Annotated in this window: 13 protein-coding genes; 6 read left to right on the top strand and 7 right to left on the bottom strand. The window is 66.5% G+C overall.

What is annotated here, in order from left to right:
- Window positions 1-9 precede the first annotated feature (9 nt).
- Window positions 10-6279 (top strand): filamentous hemagglutinin N-terminal domain-containing protein, encoded by a 6270-nt coding sequence (locus G7Y85_RS07545; protein WP_166254307.1) that lies wholly within the window; start codon window positions 10-12, stop codon window positions 6277-6279.
- A gap of 37 nt (window positions 6280-6316) precedes the next feature.
- Window positions 6317-7495, top strand: coding sequence for a glycosyltransferase (locus G7Y85_RS07540; protein WP_166254305.1), 1179 nt, complete (start codon window positions 6317-6319; stop codon window positions 7493-7495).
- A 3-nt stretch (window positions 7496-7498) separates the two neighbouring features.
- Here G7Y85_RS07540 and G7Y85_RS07535 read toward each other — a convergent pair whose 3' ends face one another.
- From G7Y85_RS07535 to G7Y85_RS07515, 5 genes are read right to left on the bottom strand one after another with little or no spacing between them, the layout of a single operon-like run.
- Entirely contained in the window at window positions 7499-8674 is a 1176-nt protein-coding gene (locus G7Y85_RS07535; protein WP_166254303.1) for a UbiH/UbiF/VisC/COQ6 family ubiquinone biosynthesis hydroxylase, read from the bottom strand.
- Entirely contained in the window at window positions 8671-9879 is a 1209-nt protein-coding gene (gene ubiH / locus G7Y85_RS07530; RefSeq protein ID WP_166254301.1) for a 2-octaprenyl-6-methoxyphenyl hydroxylase, read from the bottom strand. Before ubiH ends, G7Y85_RS07535 begins: the two co-directional genes overlap by 4 nt.
- Window positions 9880-9882: 3 nt before the next feature.
- The gene (locus tag G7Y85_RS07525; protein WP_166254299.1) at window positions 9883-11577 is read right to left on the bottom strand and encodes a hypothetical protein; all 1695 of its coding nucleotides are present in this window, start codon (window positions 11575-11577) and stop codon (window positions 9883-9885) included.
- A gap of 40 nt (window positions 11578-11617) precedes the next feature.
- A complete protein-coding gene (locus G7Y85_RS07520; protein WP_166254297.1) occupies window positions 11618-12949 on the bottom strand; it encodes an aminopeptidase P N-terminal domain-containing protein in 1332 nt (443 codons plus the stop codon).
- Window positions 12950-12953: 4 nt separating this feature from the next.
- Window positions 12954-13520, bottom strand: coding sequence for a UPF0149 family protein (locus G7Y85_RS07515; protein WP_166254294.1), 567 nt, complete (start codon window positions 13518-13520; stop codon window positions 12954-12956).
- 109 nt (window positions 13521-13629) lie between these two features.
- On the opposite strand from G7Y85_RS07515, the gene G7Y85_RS07510 reads away from it, so the two are divergent.
- Genes G7Y85_RS07510 through fghA form a run of 3 tightly spaced genes read left to right on the top strand, consistent with a single transcriptional unit; the run spans window position 13630 to window position 16184 of the window.
- The gene (locus G7Y85_RS07510; RefSeq protein WP_166254291.1) at window positions 13630-14739 is read left to right on the top strand and encodes an S-(hydroxymethyl)glutathione dehydrogenase/class III alcohol dehydrogenase; all 1110 of its coding nucleotides are present in this window, start codon (window positions 13630-13632) and stop codon (window positions 14737-14739) included.
- Entirely contained in the window at window positions 14739-15326 is a 588-nt protein-coding gene (locus tag G7Y85_RS07505; protein WP_166254288.1) for a DUF924 family protein, read from the top strand. The genes G7Y85_RS07510 and G7Y85_RS07505 overlap by 1 nt, the downstream gene beginning before the upstream one ends.
- A gap of 21 nt (window positions 15327-15347) precedes the next feature.
- Window positions 15348-16184 (top strand): S-formylglutathione hydrolase, encoded by an 837-nt coding sequence (gene fghA / locus G7Y85_RS07500; RefSeq protein ID WP_166254285.1) that lies wholly within the window; start codon window positions 15348-15350, stop codon window positions 16182-16184.
- A gap of 9 nt (window positions 16185-16193) precedes the next feature.
- On the opposite strand, the gene G7Y85_RS07495 is transcribed toward fghA, so the two are convergent.
- Window positions 16194-16778, bottom strand: coding sequence for an LON peptidase substrate-binding domain-containing protein (locus G7Y85_RS07495; RefSeq protein ID WP_166254282.1), 585 nt, complete (start codon window positions 16776-16778; stop codon window positions 16194-16196).
- Between the two features lie 60 nt (window positions 16779-16838).
- Here G7Y85_RS07495 and argA point away from each other — a divergent pair, with 60 nt between their 5' ends.
- Complete coding sequence (argA, locus tag G7Y85_RS07490) at window positions 16839-18161, top strand: amino-acid N-acetyltransferase (protein ID WP_166254279.1); 1323 nt, start codon at window positions 16839-16841, stop codon at window positions 18159-18161.
- Here argA and G7Y85_RS07485 read toward each other — a convergent pair.
- Window positions 18158-18997 (bottom strand): dioxygenase family protein, encoded by an 840-nt coding sequence (locus G7Y85_RS07485; RefSeq protein ID WP_166254276.1) that lies wholly within the window; start codon window positions 18995-18997, stop codon window positions 18158-18160. The genes argA and G7Y85_RS07485 overlap by 4 nt on opposite strands.
- Window positions 18998-19015 lie beyond the last annotated feature (18 nt).

Genomic DNA, 19015 nt, shown 5'->3' with positions numbered 1-19015 from the left:
AGGTCGCACATGAAACCGTATCGCCTGAAGCTGCACCCGATCACTGCCGCACTGCGTTTCGGCGCACGCGGTGCCGTTGGCAGCCTGCTTCCCGGCCTCGCGCTGGCCAACCCCAGCGGTGGCGTTGTCGTCGCGGGTCAAGCCGGCATCAACAGCGAGGGCACGCAGACCACGATCACGCAGTCCAGCCAGAGCGCCGTCGTCAACTGGCAATCGTTCTCGGTCGGCAGCAACGAGTATGTGGTGTTCCATCAGCCGAATGCCTCGGCAGCAATCCTCAATCGCGTGGTCGGCGGCTCACCGTCCGACATTCTCGGCAGCATCTCCGCGAATGGCCGCGTGTTCATCATCAATCCGCATGGCGTGATGTTCGGCCAGAACTCGCGCATCGACGTCGGCTCGCTGGTAGCGACGACGATGGACATCAGCAACGCCGACTTCCAGGCCGGCCGCTACCAGTTCGTCGACGGCAGCGGCGACGGCAAGGTCGACAATGCCGGTGTCATCACCGCCAGCAACGGCGGCTTCGTCGTGCTCGCTGCCGATCAGGTCGGCAACAGCGGCCTGATCCAGGCGCAGCTTGGCGATATTGCGCTGGCATCCGGTTCGGCGCTGACGCTCAATCTCGACAGCGAAGGGCTTGTCAATTTCAGCATCGACGGTGCCGCGCTGTCCGACGCCGCCGGCGTCCGCAATCTCGGCACGCTGGCGGCAAACGGTGGCCGCGTCTACATGAGTGCCGACGTCGCGCGCCAACTGATCGGCACGGTCGTCAACAACCAGGGCCGGGTGTCGGCACAGTCGATCGAAGAACACGATGGCCAGATCGTGCTCAGTGCCAGCGGCGGCGACATCGCGCAATCGGGTACGGTCGACGCATCGGGCGACGGCAGCGGCGACGGCGGTTCGGTGCAGATCACCGGCACCGGCGACATCGCACTCGCCGCGGGCAGCCTCACCCAGGCCGGCAGCGCGTCCGCTCACGGTGGCAGTGTCGCGGTGGCCGGTGACGGCGATGTCGACTTCGACGCCGGTGCACGCCTCGATGTCGCCGGCGCTCAGGGCGGCTCCGTCGAACTGTCGGGCCACCGGAATCTGCGCATCCGTGGCGACCTCGAGCTCGGCAACGGCGGCAGCCTGCTGATCGACCCGACGACCGTGACGATTGCGCAGGGCCAGGGCAGCACCGACAACGGCAGCGATGCCACCGTCTTCGAACAGACGCTCGAAGGACTGCTTGCGCAGGGCGCCAGCGTCTACATCGCCGCCGACCAGGCGATCCATGTCGCCGATCTGTCGGCGAACGGCGGCGACGGCATCCTCGACGGTCGAGCCGGCGGTTACGGCGGATCGCTGACGCTGGGCATCGGCACCCAGGGCTACGGCGGCGCGTTCGGCACCGGCACCGGCTTCAGCCGCGGCGATGGCGTGAGCGGCGGCGGCATTTTCTTCGACAACACGGCCAACACGATCGCCGTGGACGGCGATCTGGCGATCCTCGGCGGCTACACCGCCGGCGAGCTGACCCTTGGCAATCTGATCGGCAACAGCATCGACCTCGAAGCCGCCGACGCGATCCATGCGCTGGGCTCCATCACGGCAAACAACAACGGCCAGATCTACATCGACAGCACCGGTGGCGACGTCACCACGCATGCATTGAATGGCGGCGACATCACGGTCAGCGCCGAAACAGGCGCGCTCGCCGCGCTGGGCGACATCACCATCAGCAGCGGTACCGGCACGGTCGATCTCAGGGCCGGACACGATCTGACGGTCGGCGCGATCACGATCGACGCCGGCAGCGCCCCGCAGAGCTATGGCGGATCGATCGACTACGGCTCGATCCGGCTGTCGGCCGACGACGGCGACCTGTCCGTCGATGGTGCAACGCTGGTCGGCGACCTCGAGGCATCCCTGTCCGTCGCGTACGGCGGCACGCCGGGCCTGCTGAGCATCACCGACAGCACGATCGAGGGCTACACCGCGCTTTACGCCGGCAACGGCGCCGGGATTACGCTCGGCGGCGTCACCATCAACGACAACGGCCTGTATGCCAGCGTCAGCGACGGCGGTGCGCTGAGCGCCGACAATCTCACGGCGAGCGACATTTACCTCACGAGCAACAGCAGCATCGATACCTCGCAGGGCGCGTCGCAGGCAGCCATGCAGCTGGGCAACCTCACGGCGACCGATGGTGGCCTGTACATCGACGCCGGCGGCGACATCACGACCCTGCACAACGGCACGGCGCTGATCCAGGGCAGCGAAAACGTCGAAATTTATGCGGGCGAAAGCTACGACTCGGAGACCGGCACCACCGTCGGCGGCAACATCACGCTCGACAGCGTGCACGCCGGCTACGGGATCGACATCAGCAATGACAGCGCGAGCTACTACGGCGGCGCCTTCACCGTCGGCAGCCACGACATCACATTTGCCCATCTGACTGCCGACGCCGGCAGCATCTACGTCACCGCCGAGCGCAACGTCCTGGCGACGGACCCGGCCAGCAGCACGATCCTGGCGACGGACGTCGCGTATCTCAGCGGCGAAAACCTCACGATCGGCGACGTGTCGGCGGACAGCGTCGATCTCAACGCCTACGGCGGCACGATCAACACGGGCGCGATCACCGCGTTCGCCGGCAACTCGTACTCGTACGGCGACGACATCTTTTTCGGCCTTCATGATCTCGGCGAGGCGCACGGCGCGATCGGCACCACCGGTCCGATCCGCGTGACCGGGGGAGCCGGCTCGGTGGCGATCTTCGCCGACAGCGGCTACGCCGTGAGCGGCCTCAACATCGATGCCGGTATCGATCCCGTCGACGGCACTCGCGGCAGCATCGAATTCTTCTCCAGCCTCGGCTCGCTCAGTGTCACCGATTCAACGCTGCACGGCGATGTCACGGCATTGCTGCTCGGCTACAGCGACCAGTCCTATGGCGGCAATCAGCTCGGCACGCTGGCGGTCGGCGTGCCGACGGTCGGTGACGACAAGCTCTACATCGACGGGGTCGCCATCGACGGCGATCTGGTCGCGTATACCGACGGTGGCCAGGCGATCGACATCGGCACGCTGACGGCGACCGGTGAGGCCGTGATCGGCGAATACAGCTCCGTGCCCGCCAGTTCGATCACCGCGCTCGACATCACGGCCGGCGGCATCGAACTCGGACGGGACTTCGCCTACGGCGGCACGGTGGGCACCGACATTCTGGTCGGCAGCCTGCACGCCACCGACGGTGACGTCGAGATTCTGGCCGGCCGCAACATCGGCATCATCAGTGGCAGCACCGGGACGGTCACCGCCGACCAGGGCGGCGTCTATCTGAGCGCCGGCACGGCACAGATCGACACCGGCAACGGCTACGCGGCCGGCGGCGGCGATATCGAGATCGGCGATCTGCAGGCTCGGCAGGTGGCGATCGACCTGTACGGCGGTCAGCTCGACACCGGGGCGATCACGGTCGGCGGCGGCAGCGACTACTACGACGTGTACTTCGGCTTTCACAAAGACAGCGATTCGATCGCTCACATCGGCACGATCGAATCGATCAGTGTCACCGACCACGCCGGCCATGTGTACATCGGCTCGGACGGCGACCTCGACATCGCCAGCATCGGCAGGATCGACAGTGGCAGCGGCACCGACGGCTATGGAGGCACCACGCTGGGTTCGGTGTCGATCGGCTCCGAGGGCGGGGATCTCCGTGTCAACGCACTTGACGTCATCGGCGACCTGTCGATCCACATGACCAACGTGATCGCGCACGACGGCAACGGCATCGCCCTGACCGCCAGCGGCAGCACCAGCATTTTCGCCAACATGGCGGCGCAGGATGTCCACATCGACGCCGGTCGCGACATCTCGGTCGACGATATCGATGCCGGCAGCGACGGCTCGGTGGCACTGCTCGCCCACGACGGCGATCTCTATCGCAACGGCACGATCAGTACCGCCGATCTGAGCTTGCAGGCGAACAGTCTGTCGCTCGATCCCATTGTGCTGAGCGGCAGTCTGTCGCTGACGTCGAATACCGGCGGCATCGAATTGGGCGGCGCGCAGGCGTCGAGCATCGATCTGCACGCGGCGAACGGCATCGACAGCGGTGATCTGAATGCCGGCAGCAGCGGCAGCATCGTGCTGGTCGCCGACAGCGGCGCGATCACGACCGGCGCCTTGACGACCGGCAATCTCAGCGTCACCGCCACGAGCCTGGACTTCGGTGATGTCGACATTGCCGGCGATCTGTCGCTGACCGCGAGCGGCGGCGATCTCAGCGTCGGCAATCTCACGGCCGGATCGGTCAGCCTGAGTGCCACCGACGCATTGAGCGTCGGCGGTCAGATCGGCAGCAGTGGCGCGACCAGCCTGAACGGCGCCAGCATCGCCCTCGCCGACCAGATCACCGGCAGCAGCATAACGATCGACGGCGGCGCACTGAGCGGCATTCTCGATCTCGTTGCGGGCGCCGGCGGCATCGCGCTGGACAACAGCAGCGGCACGGTCGACAGCGCAAGTCTGAGCAGCACCGGCGCGGTCGGTATCGTCGGCCCCTTGACCGCGACCGGCGCGATCGCGATCGACGGCGGCAGCATTGCGCTGGCCGACCAGCTGTCCGCCAGCAGCATCACCATCGACGGCGGCGCGCTGAGCGGCAAGCTCGACCTGCAGGCCGGACCCGGCGGCATCGCCCTTCACAACAGCGGCAGCAATGTCACCTCGGCGAAGCTCGACAGCGGCAGCAAGATCAGCATCGCCGCGAGCCTGACTGCCAGCGGCAACGTGACACTGAACGCCGCCGGCAGCGCGGATTTTGCGAACATCACGGCGCACAACATCACGATCGACGCCGGCAGCGACTCGACGCTGACGCACGGCAGCGTGTTGACAGCCGCGAGCGGCAAGGTCCACCTCGGCGGGCCGTCATTCAGTGGCAGCAGCCTGACGGTCGCCAGCGCCAGCCTGGATCTCGCCAGCGATCTCTACGTCGACGCGCTGGACATCGATGTCAGCGGTGCGAATGGCCTGTCGCTCGACAACGTGCTGCTGTCAGGCACCAGCATCGATCTTGGCGCCACGCACGGCATCACGCTCGACGACCTGACGATCGATGCCAGCCAGATCGGCCTGACGGCCGGCGACACCCTGACCGCGACCGACACCGTACTCGCCGGCAATCTGACGGCAACGGCGGGCGGCACGGCCCAGATCGACAACGCCACATGGCAAGGCGGCACGGCGTCGCTGGAAGCCGCATCGCTGGACATCGGCAACAGTCAGCTTGCCTACACCCAGTCGGCCAGCTTCATCACCAGCGACGGCAGTCTGAACCTGATCGACAGCAGCTTCGGCCCGATATCGACGGTGCAGCCGCTGGCGGCAACGCAGAGCCCGACGGTCGGCAGCGGCAATCTGAGCTTGCAGTCGGCCGGCGACATCGTGCTGGGCGGCAGCGACATCCGCAGCGGCCGCCTGACACTCACCGCGGCCGGCGGCATCCTCGATGATGGTTCGGCTGCCAATATCGATGTCGACGCGCTGCGCGCCAATGCCGGCACCGCCATCGACTTCGCACGCAGCAGCCTGATCATCGGTACCGGCAGCAGCGGCGTCGCTGGCGACAGCGGCCTGCTGCAACTGCTCGCCGCGCAGGCGCCGCAGCTGCTGCCGACGGCGACGGCCCCGAACGGTTCCCTGCACGCACAGAGCATCGCGCTCGGCACGCTGGCGATGAGCGGCGACTACCTGTCGCTGACGACCAATGCGTTGACGATCGGTCATGTCAGCGCGGCACCTGCGCATCTGCTGGTACAGATCCAGCCGCTGGCGGCGACGACCGGCATCGAACTCAGCCAGCCGACGACGGTCGCGGCCCGCGCACTGAGCTCGCCGGCGGCGCTGAACTTCAGCGACGCCGCCGCCTTTGCGCCTTACGACGCCAGCCTTGCCTTCGGCGGCAGCAACTATGCCGGCGACATCAATGTCGACTCGGGTGTCGATGTCGCCAACGCGTCGACGAACTTCCTGTTCATGACCAGCGGGCACGTCAACGGCCATCGCAATCTCGCGACCAATGGTCAGGTGATCGTTCTGTCCGGCATCGTCACGACTGAAAACCTCAGCGATTTCGAACTGCCGCTGATCGGCGAGATCCAGTCCGGCGGCCTCGGCGACACACCGCCGCTCGATGACAACCCGGCGGCGCATCCGGACGACACCAGCAGCCTGATCACGATCGAGGACGCACCGGGCGATACGCAATGCCGATAGTGCGCATGGCGCCGCTTGCGCGACACCGCATGGCGGCATGAGCCGCATTCTGCTGGCCTGGGAGCTTGGCGCGAACTACGGCCATGTCGGCGCGCTGCGTGCCTACGCGCACGTGCTGCGCGACGCCGGCCACGACTGCCTGTTCGCGGTACGCGATCTCGGCTCCGCGCAGGTACTCGGCCTGCATGAACTCGGCCCGGTGCTGCCGGCGCCGTTTGCACCCGGCACCCGTCGCGCAGTCGCCGTGCAAACCAGTTATGCGACGCTGCTGCACAACACCGGCTTTGACGACAGCGCCGCCCTCGCCTCGCGCCTGCGCGCCTGGCAGACCCTGTACCAGACGCTGAGCATCGATGCCGTCGCTCTGAATTACGCGCCAACGGCGACGCTGGCGGCCCGCCAGTTGCGATTGCCGCGCAGCACCTTCGGCGCAAGCTTCGGGCAACCGCCGCTGCAGCAGCCGTTCCCGTGGTTCCAGCCGAGCCGGCCCGTCAATCACGATGCCCTGATTCGCAACGAGGCGCGAGTACTGGCGACCGTCAACGACGCGCTCGCACGGCTGTCGTGGTCGCCGCTCGCAAGTCTGCAGGCGCTGTTCGACGACTGCCCGCAATGCATCCTCAGCTTTGCCGAACTCGACACCTATGGTCCGGGACGCGAGACGCTGTGCCTGGGCCACCCGGACTACTCCCACGGCGACGCGCCGATCTGGCCGGACGGCCAGGGATCGCGCCTGTTCGCCTACCTGCGTCCGGGGCCGTGGCTGCAGCTCCTGCTGGAAGTCCTGCGCGAACTGCCGATCACCGCACTGTTGCGCGTCGCCGACGTATCGCCGAGCGCAGTGCGCGCCTACCTGCGTCCGGGTCTCGCGATCGCGACCGGTGCGATCGATCTGCACCGGGCCTTGCAGGAGTGCGACATCGCGATCCATGCCGGCCAGGACGGCACCAGTTCGGAAACCCTGCTCGCCGGCAAACCGGCAATGCTCCTGCCGACCGATGTCGAGAAGGCGCTGATCGCGCGCCGCATCCTGCAGCTCGGGGCCGGCGTCATGCCAGTGGCGCGCAAGGCCGCCGACCTGCGTACGGGCTTGACGCAGCTGCTCGACAATCCGGCGCTGCGCCGCAATGCCGAAGCCTTTGCGAACCGCTACCGGATGTTCGACCGCGCGCAGGTCATGCCGCGCGCCGCGCAACAGCTGCTGCGGCAGCTTTGAAGTTCAGCGCAGGCCGATCGCGCGCCGCACCAGCTCGCGACGCAGCGGTGCAGCGGCATTGACGACAGCCAGGCCGCGACTGCGCAGTGCTGCCAGTCCCGGCAAGGGCATGCGAAACGCGCGATACAGCCCGTCGGTCACCGCGAGCATGTCGATGACGTCGGCGCGACGCGCGCGCTCATACCGCTTGAGCACGCGCAGTGACGCAAAATTGCGGCCCGCGGCCCGCGCCTCGGCGACGACGTCGGTCAATGCCTCGGCGTCGGCAAAGCCCAGGTTGACGCCCTGTCCGGCGAGCGGATGAACGACATGCGCCGCGTCACCGACCAGCGCCACCCCGTTGCCGACATAGCGATCGGCATGCTGCAGCGTGAGCGCGAACTGCACGCGTCGACTGCAAGCGGTGATGCGCCCGAGGACATGCTGGCTGGCATCGCCGAGCGCCCGACAGAAATCGGCATCATCGAGCGCGAGCAGCGCCGCCGCCTCGCCGGAAGACCAGACGATCGACGCGCGCCCGTCGGCGAGCGGCAGCAAGGCCAGCGGCCCGGTCGGCAGAAACCGCTGCCAGGCAATGCCGCCGTGCGCCTGTTCGCTGCGGATGTGACAGACCACCGCCGTCTGCTCGTATTGCCCGCCCAGTGATTCGATGCCGAGCTGCGTCCTGAGCCGCGAGTCGCGCCCTTCCGCGATCACCGCCAGTCGCGTCCGCAGGCTGCCGCCGTCGTCGGTGTGCAAGGTCGCGTCGTGCTCGCCGGCGTCGATCCGGACCACCTGCACGCCGGTGCGCAAGCCCGAAACCGGCAGCTGCGCCCACAGCGCCGACGCCAGCAAGCCACTCTCGACAATGTGCCCCAGCGTCGCCGCGCGCACGTCGCGGGCATCGAAACACAGCGGCGACTGCGGATCGTTTTCCCAGACCCGCATGCCTTGATACGGCGAGCTGCGCGTCGCGGCAATCCGCGACCAGGCGCCGAGACGATCGAGAAACGCGATGCACGAAGGCGCCAGGGCATAGACGCGCAGATCGTAGTCGTCTCCGTCGGCCAGCACGCGCGGTGTCGGCCCCTGACCGCGATCGAGCAGTTGCACGGCCAGCCCGCGCTGCGCGAGACCGACGGCGACCGCCGCCCCCACCGGGCCGCCGCCGACGATCGCGACATCGCAGTCGACCGTCATCGTCCGTTTCGCGCCAGCGCCGGCGTGCTGCCGCCGAGCCCGAGGTTCTGCCACATCACCGCCTGCTTCAGCGGCGGCGCGAGATCCAGCGCGAGCAGCCCGAGGTGACGCAGACCACGCAGGCCCGGCAGGCGATTGGAAAACACGCGCACGATCCGGTCGGTGAATCCGGCGACGCGCTCGCGATCCTCGCGACGACTGGCTTCGTAGCGCTGCAGGAGTTCGTCGACACCGCAATCGAGCTCGGCGCCGGGCATGCCCAGCACTTCGATCACCGCAGCGACATCGCGCAGACCCAGATTGAATCCCTGTGCCGCGACCGGATGCAGCGATTGCGCGGCGTTGCCGACGAACAGCACGCGCGGCGCCCGCAGCTGATCGCTCATCACACGGGCAAGCGGATGCGCCTGTCGGCGACCGAGTTCGACGAATTCACCGAGCCGCTCGCCGAACGCCGCTTCGGCATGCGCAATGAACACGTCGTCACGCCAGGCCATGCGCGCATCGACCTCGGCGGCCGGCGTCGTCCAGACCAGCGAGCAACGGTTCGGCTCGCGGCCCTTCGGCAACAGCGCGATCGGGCCGTCCGGCGTGAAGCGCTCGTAAGCGCAACCGCGATGCGGTCGCCGCGTGCGCACGGCGGTCACGATCGCGGACTGCGCGTAATCGCGTCGCTCGCTGCCAACCGCCAGCAGCTCGCGAACCCGCGAGCCGGCGCCGTCGGCAGCGATCAGCAGTCGTGCGCTCAGCGAGCCGCCGTCGGCGAGCTGCAGTTCGACGGCGGCGTCGCCGACCTCCAGCGATTCCAGCCGCGCCGGGCAATGCAGCTGCGTCTTGCCGAGCGCCAGCATGCGCGCCCACAAGGTCTGGCCGATCGCCCGCAGCGGCAGGTTGTAACCGAGCGCTTCGAGACCCGCCTCCGCGGCGCTGAAGCGCGCCACGCCGAAACGGCCCTGCTCGGAAATGTGCGTCGAGACGATGGTCGCCGCTTCCGGCGCCAGCGCATCCCAGACACCAAGCGCAGCGAAAATCTGCCGGCTGGCGTGATTGATCGCGATGCAGCGTTCGTCCCAGCCCGGCGTCGATGCCGGCGGTGCAGCGGCCTCGATCAGGGCAACGCGCAGCCCTGACGGCGCCAGGCCGGCGGCGAGACTGGCACCGACCAGACCACCGCCGACGATCGCGACATCAAATGCCTGGTTCACGACTCAATAGACCGGAAATTCGTCGACGTCGGCAGTGCTAGTGATCCGCTCAGCATGCATGCTTTGAAAATCTAGCGATAACAGTTCGAAATTGATGGACGAAGGATCGCCGTCGTCAAAACCCGCGAGTTCTGTTGCCGCCCCGGCATCCTCGAAAATGATTCCGTCACGCTCCGACAGGGTGAATGCGGATCCGTCGGCATTTCGGAAGACAAGCAGCGGCTGGCTGGGACGCACGTAGTAGAGATTTGCGTCCTGCAATCTAACGCCGCTGGCATCATAGCTCTGCCCTTGCGCCAGCAGGGCCCCATCGACTGGTCGTCTCTGGTCTTGCGGAAACGCGGACGCGGATTGGTACCGCAATCCGAACCACTGCCCGTAGCGATACATCGCCAGCGCCTTCCCGCTCTCGTCTGCTTCAATAGCACCGGAGATCGGCGAACCGGAACTGTTGCTACCGACAACGCCTGCGATGTAAAGCCGTGCGGGGGATACGTACGAAACGAATCCGTCGAGACGCTTAAGCGTGTCGGCTTCGGTAGGACTCTTGGGATAAACGGCGTCCATGGCGATCGCGTCACTGCCAGCGCCCGATAAAACGACATTGTTCTCGGTCAGGCCGGAAATCGAGAGATGGTAGCCCGAGAACGTCTGAATCAAGGAAGCCGACTCGGCGGTCGCGCTCAAGGGTACTCGCAGCAGCTGCGTGACGGGCTCCGTCGCTGTACTGGGCAGCGTGATGAAGTACTGATCCGCGATATAAAGGCTCTGCGCATCCGCGCGGCTACTGAAAGTCGAGAACTGATCTGCAGCCACATGGAGTGTTTGCGAATATTGTGCGCCGACTCCGACCCTGTGGATACCGGCGCTGCCGACCGTACCCTGCACCACAACGAAGGCCTGTTCGGCATTGTGGAATTCGTCGGCGCCGGCGAGTAAGACACTCGCCGCGCGTACGCCGGACGCCAGCAACTGTCGGTCCGCGAATCTCGCAAGATCAGAGATGTAGACGAGATCGTCATCCTGCAGCGCCAACAGACCGTCCATACTGCCATCGGAGCGGTAGATCGCCCCGAGTACGGCGCGCAGTCCGGCCAAGGCAATCGGCTTGGCTGTCGCGCTCGCCTGATAGTCGATAACCCAGTACGTGTCGTCGTCACTAAAGCACTGACCGTCAGGTCCCGCCAGCGCGTACAGCACGAAGGACGTCCGCTCGTCGGCAAGCCGGCGTTCCAGCAGTCGGGACTGTCGGTAAAAATCCACACAGGGCGCCGCGGTTTCCGAAGATACCGCTGTACGCTGCAGTGCGGCGTCAGTAAAACCGATCCGCTGCCAGCGGCCTGTCCCCTGCGCAGCGGGCTCGAAGAAGATCACTCCAGCGGCCTCGATCGCGCCGGTCATGTTGCCGTTGGTATCGAGCAGTGCACGATGGGCGATCAGAAAATCGTCGTAATTCTCGGTCAGTGACACACCAGGCAGCGACGGGTTGGCACGAGGGATCGCTACGATGCTGTTGGTTCGTCCGGCGTTGAAGTCGTAGCGGTTGAACAGCACGTAGTTCGTCAAGGTAGGCGGATTGTCGTTCGTTGGGGGCATCGACGACGTGTCGCCGTCGCCGCCACATCCTGCGGTCGAAGCCATCAAGGTCGCTAGGACAACTGACCACGCGATCACCGCAAGTACTCGAACTTGCTTCACGCTCTTACTCCCGCAGTTCGCCCATCTCGCACGCTGTTGCTCATCCAGACATCAGCTTTTCAATCTGATCAACATCCTTCGGCACACCACCGGTCAGGACACGCGGGCCCTGGTCGGTCACCACGACATCGTCCTCGATGCGGATGCCGATGCCCCAGTACTTCGGATCGACGCCCTTGCTGCCGGGCGCGATGTACAGGCCGGGCTCTACCGTCATCACCATGCCCGCCTCGAACTTGCGATAGGCGCCGTCGAGCTTGTAACGACCGACGTCGTGCACGTCCATGCCCAGCCAGTGGCCGGTGCCGTGCATGTAGAACTGACGCTGCTTGCCGGCCTTGATCAGATCCCTGGGATTGCCCTTGAGCAAGCCGAGTTCGACCAGGCCTTCGGTGAGGATGCGGGTCGCGACCTCGTGTGGCTTGCCGACCGATTCGCCCACTTTCAGCGTCTTGATCGCCGCCTTGTTGGCCGCCAGCACGATCTCGTAGACCGCACGCTGCGCCTTGCTGTATCTGCCGTTGACCGGGAACGTGCGCGTGATGTCGGCGGTATAGCCGTCGAGCTCGCCGCCGGCGTCGATCAGCAACAGATCGCCGTCCTTCAGCGCCTGATTGTTCTCGACGTAGTGCAGGATGCAGGCATTGTCGCCACCGCCGACGATGGACCCGTAGCCCGGCTCCATGCCGTTGTGCGCGAAATGGGCCTCGATCTCGGCACCGATCTGCCATTCGTTGACACCGGGGCGCGTCCTGCGCATCGCGATGCAATGCGCCTCGGCGCTGATCGCGCAGGCACGCGCCATGAGCTTGAGCTCCGCCGCCGATTTCTTCAGCCGCATCTCGTGCAGGCTGGTTTCCAGCGCGACGATATCGGTCGGTGCCGCAGCGCCGCGCCGCGACACTTCGCGGATCTCGCGTACGCAGCCGGCGACCGTCGCATCCAGATGCGCGTGCTCGCCCATCGTGTAGTGGACCTGCTTGCGACCGCTGAGCAGCCGCGGCAGCTCGGCCGCGAACTCGTCGACCGTGAACGCCTCGTCGGCGCCGTAGTCGCGCACCGCGCCTTCGGGACCGGCGCGGCGACCGTGCCAGATTTCCATGTCCGCATCGCGTGCACGCACGAACATCACGAATTCGGCGGCGTGACCCTCGGACTTGCGGCCCGGCGCCATCACCAGAATCGCATCCGGCTCGACAAAGCCGCTGAGGTATTTGAAGTCGCTGTCCTGACGGAACTTGTAGTGCGTATCGCGAGCGCGCACGACTTCGCGCGAGCCGGGAATGATCGCCACCCCGTCGCGGCCGATGCGCTTCATCAGTTCGCCGCGGCGGCGGGCATATTCCTTGAGCTGTCTGGCTTCCGGTTTCATGGTTTCAGTGCAGATGGTTGGATTCGGCGGGGTCCAGCGTCGGTCGCGGATGCAGCTCCATGTACAGCAGCTGCGCGCCGACGCGCACATATTCGACCAGTTCGGCGTACGCGGTTTCCTCGACGTTCGGATCGTCGTCGTCGCCGACTGCAGCCTGCGTGAACTCGGTGAAGTCGCGAACGATTTCCTGCGCTTCCTCGGACAGCTTCTGCAGATCGAGACCCGGCCGGCTCGCGAGCCCGAAAATGAAGCCCTCGCACCAGGCGCCGAGGGCGCGGACGCGCGGCACCAGCGCTGCCTCGTCATCGGGCAGCAACAGGTTGAAGACCATGTCGCTGTCCTGCAGCGCCGCGACGGTCGCTTCGCAGAGGGCGGCAAAGGTGGCGCGCGCCTGGGCGTCGGCCGGAACCGCCTGCAGGCCCGGATCGATCAGGCGCATCAGGTCGATCTGCCCGGGCTTGACCACACACAAGGCGCCGCACAGTGCGCCGTGATATTCGGCGGCATCGTCCACATGTCCGATGCGCGCCAGCGCCTCGGACAAGCGGTCGTAATCGATGGAATCTTGCATCCGCCCATTATAGGGGCGAGCCGTTCACGCAGCCTGCGCAGGGTCCGTCACGGACGCAGCAGCAGGTCCGCCTTACAATTGCCGCTTTCGCGCTACCGGAGCCTTGCCCATGGATGTCCGCGCCGCCGTCGCCTTCGAGGCCGGCCAAGCCCTGTCGATCGAAACCGTGCAGCTCGACGGCCCCAGGGCCGGCGAAGTTCTCGTCGAGATCAAGGCATCGGGCATCTGCCATACCGACAAATACACGCTGTCCGGCGCCGATCCGGAAGGCCTCTTCCCATCGATCCTGGGCCATGAAGGTGCCGGCGTGGTCGTCGATGTCGGCCCCGGCGTGAAGGGCTTGAAGAAAGGCGATCACGTGATCCCGCTGTACACGCCGGAATGTCGCGAGTGCAAGAGCTGCACTTCGCACAAGACCAATCTGTGCACCGCGATCCGCGCGACGCAGGGCAAGGGCCTGATGCCGGACGGCAGCAGCCGCTTTTCGTATCGCGGCAAACCCATCCATCACTACATGGGTTGCTCGACCTTCGCGAACTACACCGTGATGCCGGAAATCGCGCTGGCGAAGATCCGTGACGACGCGCCTTTCGACAAGGTCTGCTACATCGGCTGCGGCGTGACGACCGGCATCGGCGCGGTGCTGTTCACCGCCAGGGTCGAGGCTGGTGCCAATGTCGTCGTGTTCGGGCTCGGCGGCATCGGTCTCAACGTCATCCAGGGCGCGAAGATGGTCGGCGCCGACAAGATCATCGGCGTCGACCTCAATCCGGCACGTGAAGGCCTCGCCCGCCAGTTCGGCATGACGCACTTCGTCAATCCCGCAGACATCGAAGGCGACCTGGTCGCCTATCTGGTCGAGCTGACCGGCGGCGGCGCCGACTACAGCTTCGAGTGCGTCGGCAACACCACGCTGATGCGCCAGGCGCTGGAGTGCTGCCATCGCGGCTGGGGCGTCTCGACGATTATCGGGGTCGCCGCCTCGGGCCAGGAAATCAGCACGCGGCCGTTCCAGCTGGTGACCGGCCGGCGCTGGCAGGGCACGGCGTTCGGCGGCGCGCGCGGCCGCACCGACGTGCCGAAGATCGTCGACTGGTACATGGACGGCAAGATCAACATCGACGATCTGATCACCCACGTACTGCCGCTCGAACAGATCAACGAAGGCTTCGAGCTGATGGCGCGCGGCGAATCGATCCGCAGCGTCGTCGTCTACTGATGGCGGGCGCCGCAACGCCGGAAGACGTCGTCGACTTCTGGTTCGGCGCCCCCGGCTCGCCCGACCGCGCGCAATTCCGTCCGCAGTGGTTTGCGGTCGATGCCGGATTCGACGACGAGATACGCAGCCGCTTCCTGCCGATCTGGGAACAGTTGCAGGCCGGCCGGCTCGACGGCTGGCGCGCCACGCCTCAAGGTACGCTCGCCTACCTGATCGTCGCCGACCAGTTTCCGCGCAACTGCTTCCGTGGCTCGGCGCAGGCCTTCGCGAGCGACGCGCAGGCGCTGCAGGCGGCACGCGCGCTGGTCGATGCCGGCGGCGACACGACGCTGCCGCCGCTGCAGCGCTGCTTTGTCTACCTGCCGTTCGAACACGATGAATCGCTGGCCATGCAGGATCGCTCGGTTGCACTGTTCACGGCATTGATTCGAGCCCATCCGGAATTATCGAGCGTGCTCGACTTTGCGCGGCGGCATCGCGAGATCATCCTGCGCTTCGGCCGCTTCCCGCACCGCAATGCCGCGCTCGGCCGCGATTCGACGAGCGAAGAACGCGCCTTTCTCGACGAACCCGGTTCGTCGTTCTGAAGCACCGGCGAAACGAACACCATGGACACGCTTTCCGAACAACGCTGCTTCGACGGCCTGCAGGGCCGCTACACGCACACGTCGACCGCCACCGGCACGACCATGAATTTCGGCGTCTATCAGCCGCCGCAGGCCGCGCGCGCACCGGTGGCGGCGCTGTATTACCTCGCTGGCCTGAGCTGCAACGACGAGACCTTCATGATCAAGGCCGGCGCGCAACGCCTGGCCGCCGAACTCGGCCTGATGCTGGTCACCTGCGACACCAGTCCGCGCGGTCTGTCCCTGCCCGGCGATTCGGACCACTGGGACTTCGGCGTCGGTGCCGGCTTCTACCTCGACGCCACCCGGGCGCCCTGGTCGGCCCACTACCGCATGGGCCGTTACATCAACGACGAACTGCCGGCGCTGATCGAAGCGCACTTCCCGGTGCGACGCGACCGTCGCGGCATCTGCGGTCATTCGATGGGCGGCCACGGCGCACTGGTCACGGCGCTGCGTGATCCGCAACGCTGGCACTCGGTGTCCGCGTTCGCGCCGGTCTGCAATCCCGGCAACGCCCCGTGGGGACAAAAGGCGTTCGGCAACTACCTCGGCGAAGACCGCAGCGCGTGGGCGCGATGGGATGCCGCCGAGCTGATGGCCGCACAGGCGCATCCGGCCGAGTTTCTGGTCGATCAGGGTGCAGCCGACAAGTTCCTCGAGCGCGAGCTGCAGCCACAGGCGCTGCAAGCGGCCGCCACGCGTTCAGGCCAGAAGCTGCGACTGCGGATGCATGCCGGCTACGATCACAGCTACTGGTTCATCCAGAGCTTCATCGCCGACCATCTCGCGCATCACGCGAGCACGCTGCTGGCCTGAGCGCGACGCTCAGTCGCGCAGCGTTTTGATCAGACCGGTCAGCGCGTCGAGACGCTGCAGGGGATCGTCAAGTTCCAGCAGGGCCTGCTTGCGTTCGGGAACGACCGGCAGCAGTTCGGCGAGACGGCAGCCGACCCAGCCGGCATCCTCGAAGCGCGGCGGCGCCGGGAACCGCTCGGCGCCGATGTCATCGATCAGCGATCTCAGCAGGTTCACCAGCGACGCATGCCGGTCCGGCACCGGCATCGGCGCCGGCGCTTCGCACCACTCGATTTCCGCGATGATCAGACCCGTCATCGTGGTCCGCCGCGAGCGGATGCGAAACACCGTTTCGCCTTCGGCCACAATCGTGAACAGTCCGGCACCCGGCACGTCCCACTCGGCAATGCGGGCGCTGCATCCGGTCGGCCACGGAATCGCCGGCACGCCGGTTTCGTAACCGCCGCGAATCAGGCACACGCCGAACGGCGCATCGTCGGCAATGCAGCGCCTGGTCATGTCGACATAGCGCGGCTCGAAGATGCGCAGCGGCAGCCGGCCCGCCGGAAACAGCACGGTGCCGAGCGGGAAGATCGGAATTTCCTGGGTCCGCATGCCCGCCGATTCTAGTCCCGCAGACCGTCCCGGGGCTTGCGGTCCGAATATAATCGGCGGATGAATCCGTCCGACTTCGTTTCCGTGCTGCGCGGTTGCGCGCCGTATGTGCATGCGCACAACGGTCGCGTGTTCGTCATCGCCTTCGGTGGCGAAGCGGCCGAGCGCGCGGACTTCGACTCGCTGATCTACGACGTCGCGCTGCTGCACAGCCTCGGCGTCAAGCTGATTCTCGTGCACGGCATCCGCCCGCAGATCGACACCCGGCTGCGGGCGCAGGGGCTGGCACCGCAGTTCGTCGACAATCTGCGCGTGACCGATCGCGCCGCGCTCGAATGCGTGAAGGCCGCCGCCGGCAGCGTGCGCATGGACATCGAGGCGCGACTGTCGACCTCGCTGGTGTCGACACCGATGGGCGGCGCGCGGCTGCGCGTCGCCGGCGGCAACTGGATCACGGCACGGCCGGTCGGCGTGCGCAGCGGCGTCGATCACCAGTTCACCGGCGAGGTCCGTCGCGTCGATACCGAAACGATCACGCAGGTGCTGGCGCAGGACCGCATCGCCCTGCTCTCGCCGATCGGCTACTCGCCCACCGGCGAAACCTTCAATCTGCGCGCCGAGGATCTCGCGACCGCGGTCGCCGTGGCGATGGGCGCCGACAAGCTGGTGTTCGTCACCCCCACCAGCCCGATGCAATGGGGCCTGGCCGAAGGCACCGGCGACGCCGGCCAGCTGTCGTGGGCGGAGGGCGAGCATCTGCTCGACCGCGACGCGCTCTCGCCGATCGACCGCAGCTATCTGCAGGCGGCGCTGGCCGCGACCAAGGGCGGCGTCAAGCGCATTCACCTCGTCGGTCACGACGACGGCGCCCTGCTGCGCGAGCTGTACACGCGCGACGGCGTCGGCCTGATGCTGTACTCGGACGCCGACTACGAAGCGACCCGCGATGCGACGATCGAAGACGTCGGCGGCGTGCTCGCGCTGATCCAGCCGCTCGAGCAGCAGAACGTGCTGGTGCCGCGCTCGCGCGAGCAGCTCGAACTCGACATCCAGCAGTTCAACGTCATCGTCCGCGACGGTCTGGTGATCGCCTGCTGCGCACTGTTTCCGTTTCCGCAGAACGGCATGGGCGAGCTCGCCTGCGTCGCCGTGCACCCGGACTACCAGCGCGCCGGCCGTGCCGCGGCCCTGCTCAAGCGCGTCGAGAACGAAGCGCGCGCACTCGGCCTGAAGCAGCTGTTCAGCCTGACCACGCACACGCCGCACTGGTTCATCGAGCACGGCTTCCGCAAGGCCGCACCCGACGAACTGCCGGTGCAGAAACAGCGCATCTACAACTACCAGCGCAATTCGCTGGTGCTGGTCAAGGACCTCTCGACCTAGGATCGGGAGGCGGAATAGACCAGCGTTGCCGCCGCGGTGTAGCCGTCGCTGGCGTTGCCCGAGAAGCTGGGCGTCTCCAGCGTGATCTGCGCGGCCGTGTTGTCGCCGAACACATTGTCGGAGTCGAGCGATACCTTGGAGAGGTTGGCGGTGCTGCCGCTGTAGAGACTGCTTTGGTAGACGTCGTCGCAGACGTCCTCGGGCATGCACAGCTGCGTGGTCCGCAGCAGGTTCTGCTTTCTCGTCGTCGGCTGGCTGCTGGTCGCGGCGTAGATCTCGACGTGAATGTGTGGCCAGCGACCGCTGTAGCAGGCGGGAAAATACGTGATGAACGTGACCTGCCCATTGCTGTCGGTCTGCTGCACGCCACGCAGGTAGTTCTCGCTGGCGGCCGCGCTCGAGTACAGCGAATAGTTGCCGGCGTGATCACAGTGCCAGATATAGATCCAGTAGCCCGCCAGGGGCTCGCAGCTGTTGTCGTAATCGACCAGTGTCAGCGTGATCTGCATGGTCACGCCCTTCGCATCGTCGCTTCCGGCAGAACCGAAGCTCGCGCGGATATCGCTGCGATTGATGCCGCTCTGGCTCAGCGCATTGACCGAGCTCGTGCCATCGGCCGGATACGGACCCTGGGTTTCCTCCGGATCGTAGGTGCTGCAGCTCGCGGCATCATCGGTGGTCGACGTCGAACCGTCGGCGCCCGAAGCGGTGCCGGTGCTGTCGTCGCTCGCGCCACCGCAGGCGCTCAGTGCCAGGGCGCCGGCTGCACCGGCAATCAGACGCAGGGCGGTACGGCGGTTCAGTGCCGGATCGGGGGCAAGTTCGGCAGCAGGCATGATGGCTTCTCGGGTAGC

The sequence above is a fragment of the Solimonas terrae genome, assembly GCF_011067135.1.
GTDB classification, from domain to species: domain Bacteria; phylum Pseudomonadota; class Gammaproteobacteria; order Nevskiales; family Nevskiaceae; genus Solimonas; species Solimonas terrae.
This window is presented reverse-complemented; position numbering and strand designations above follow the sequence as displayed.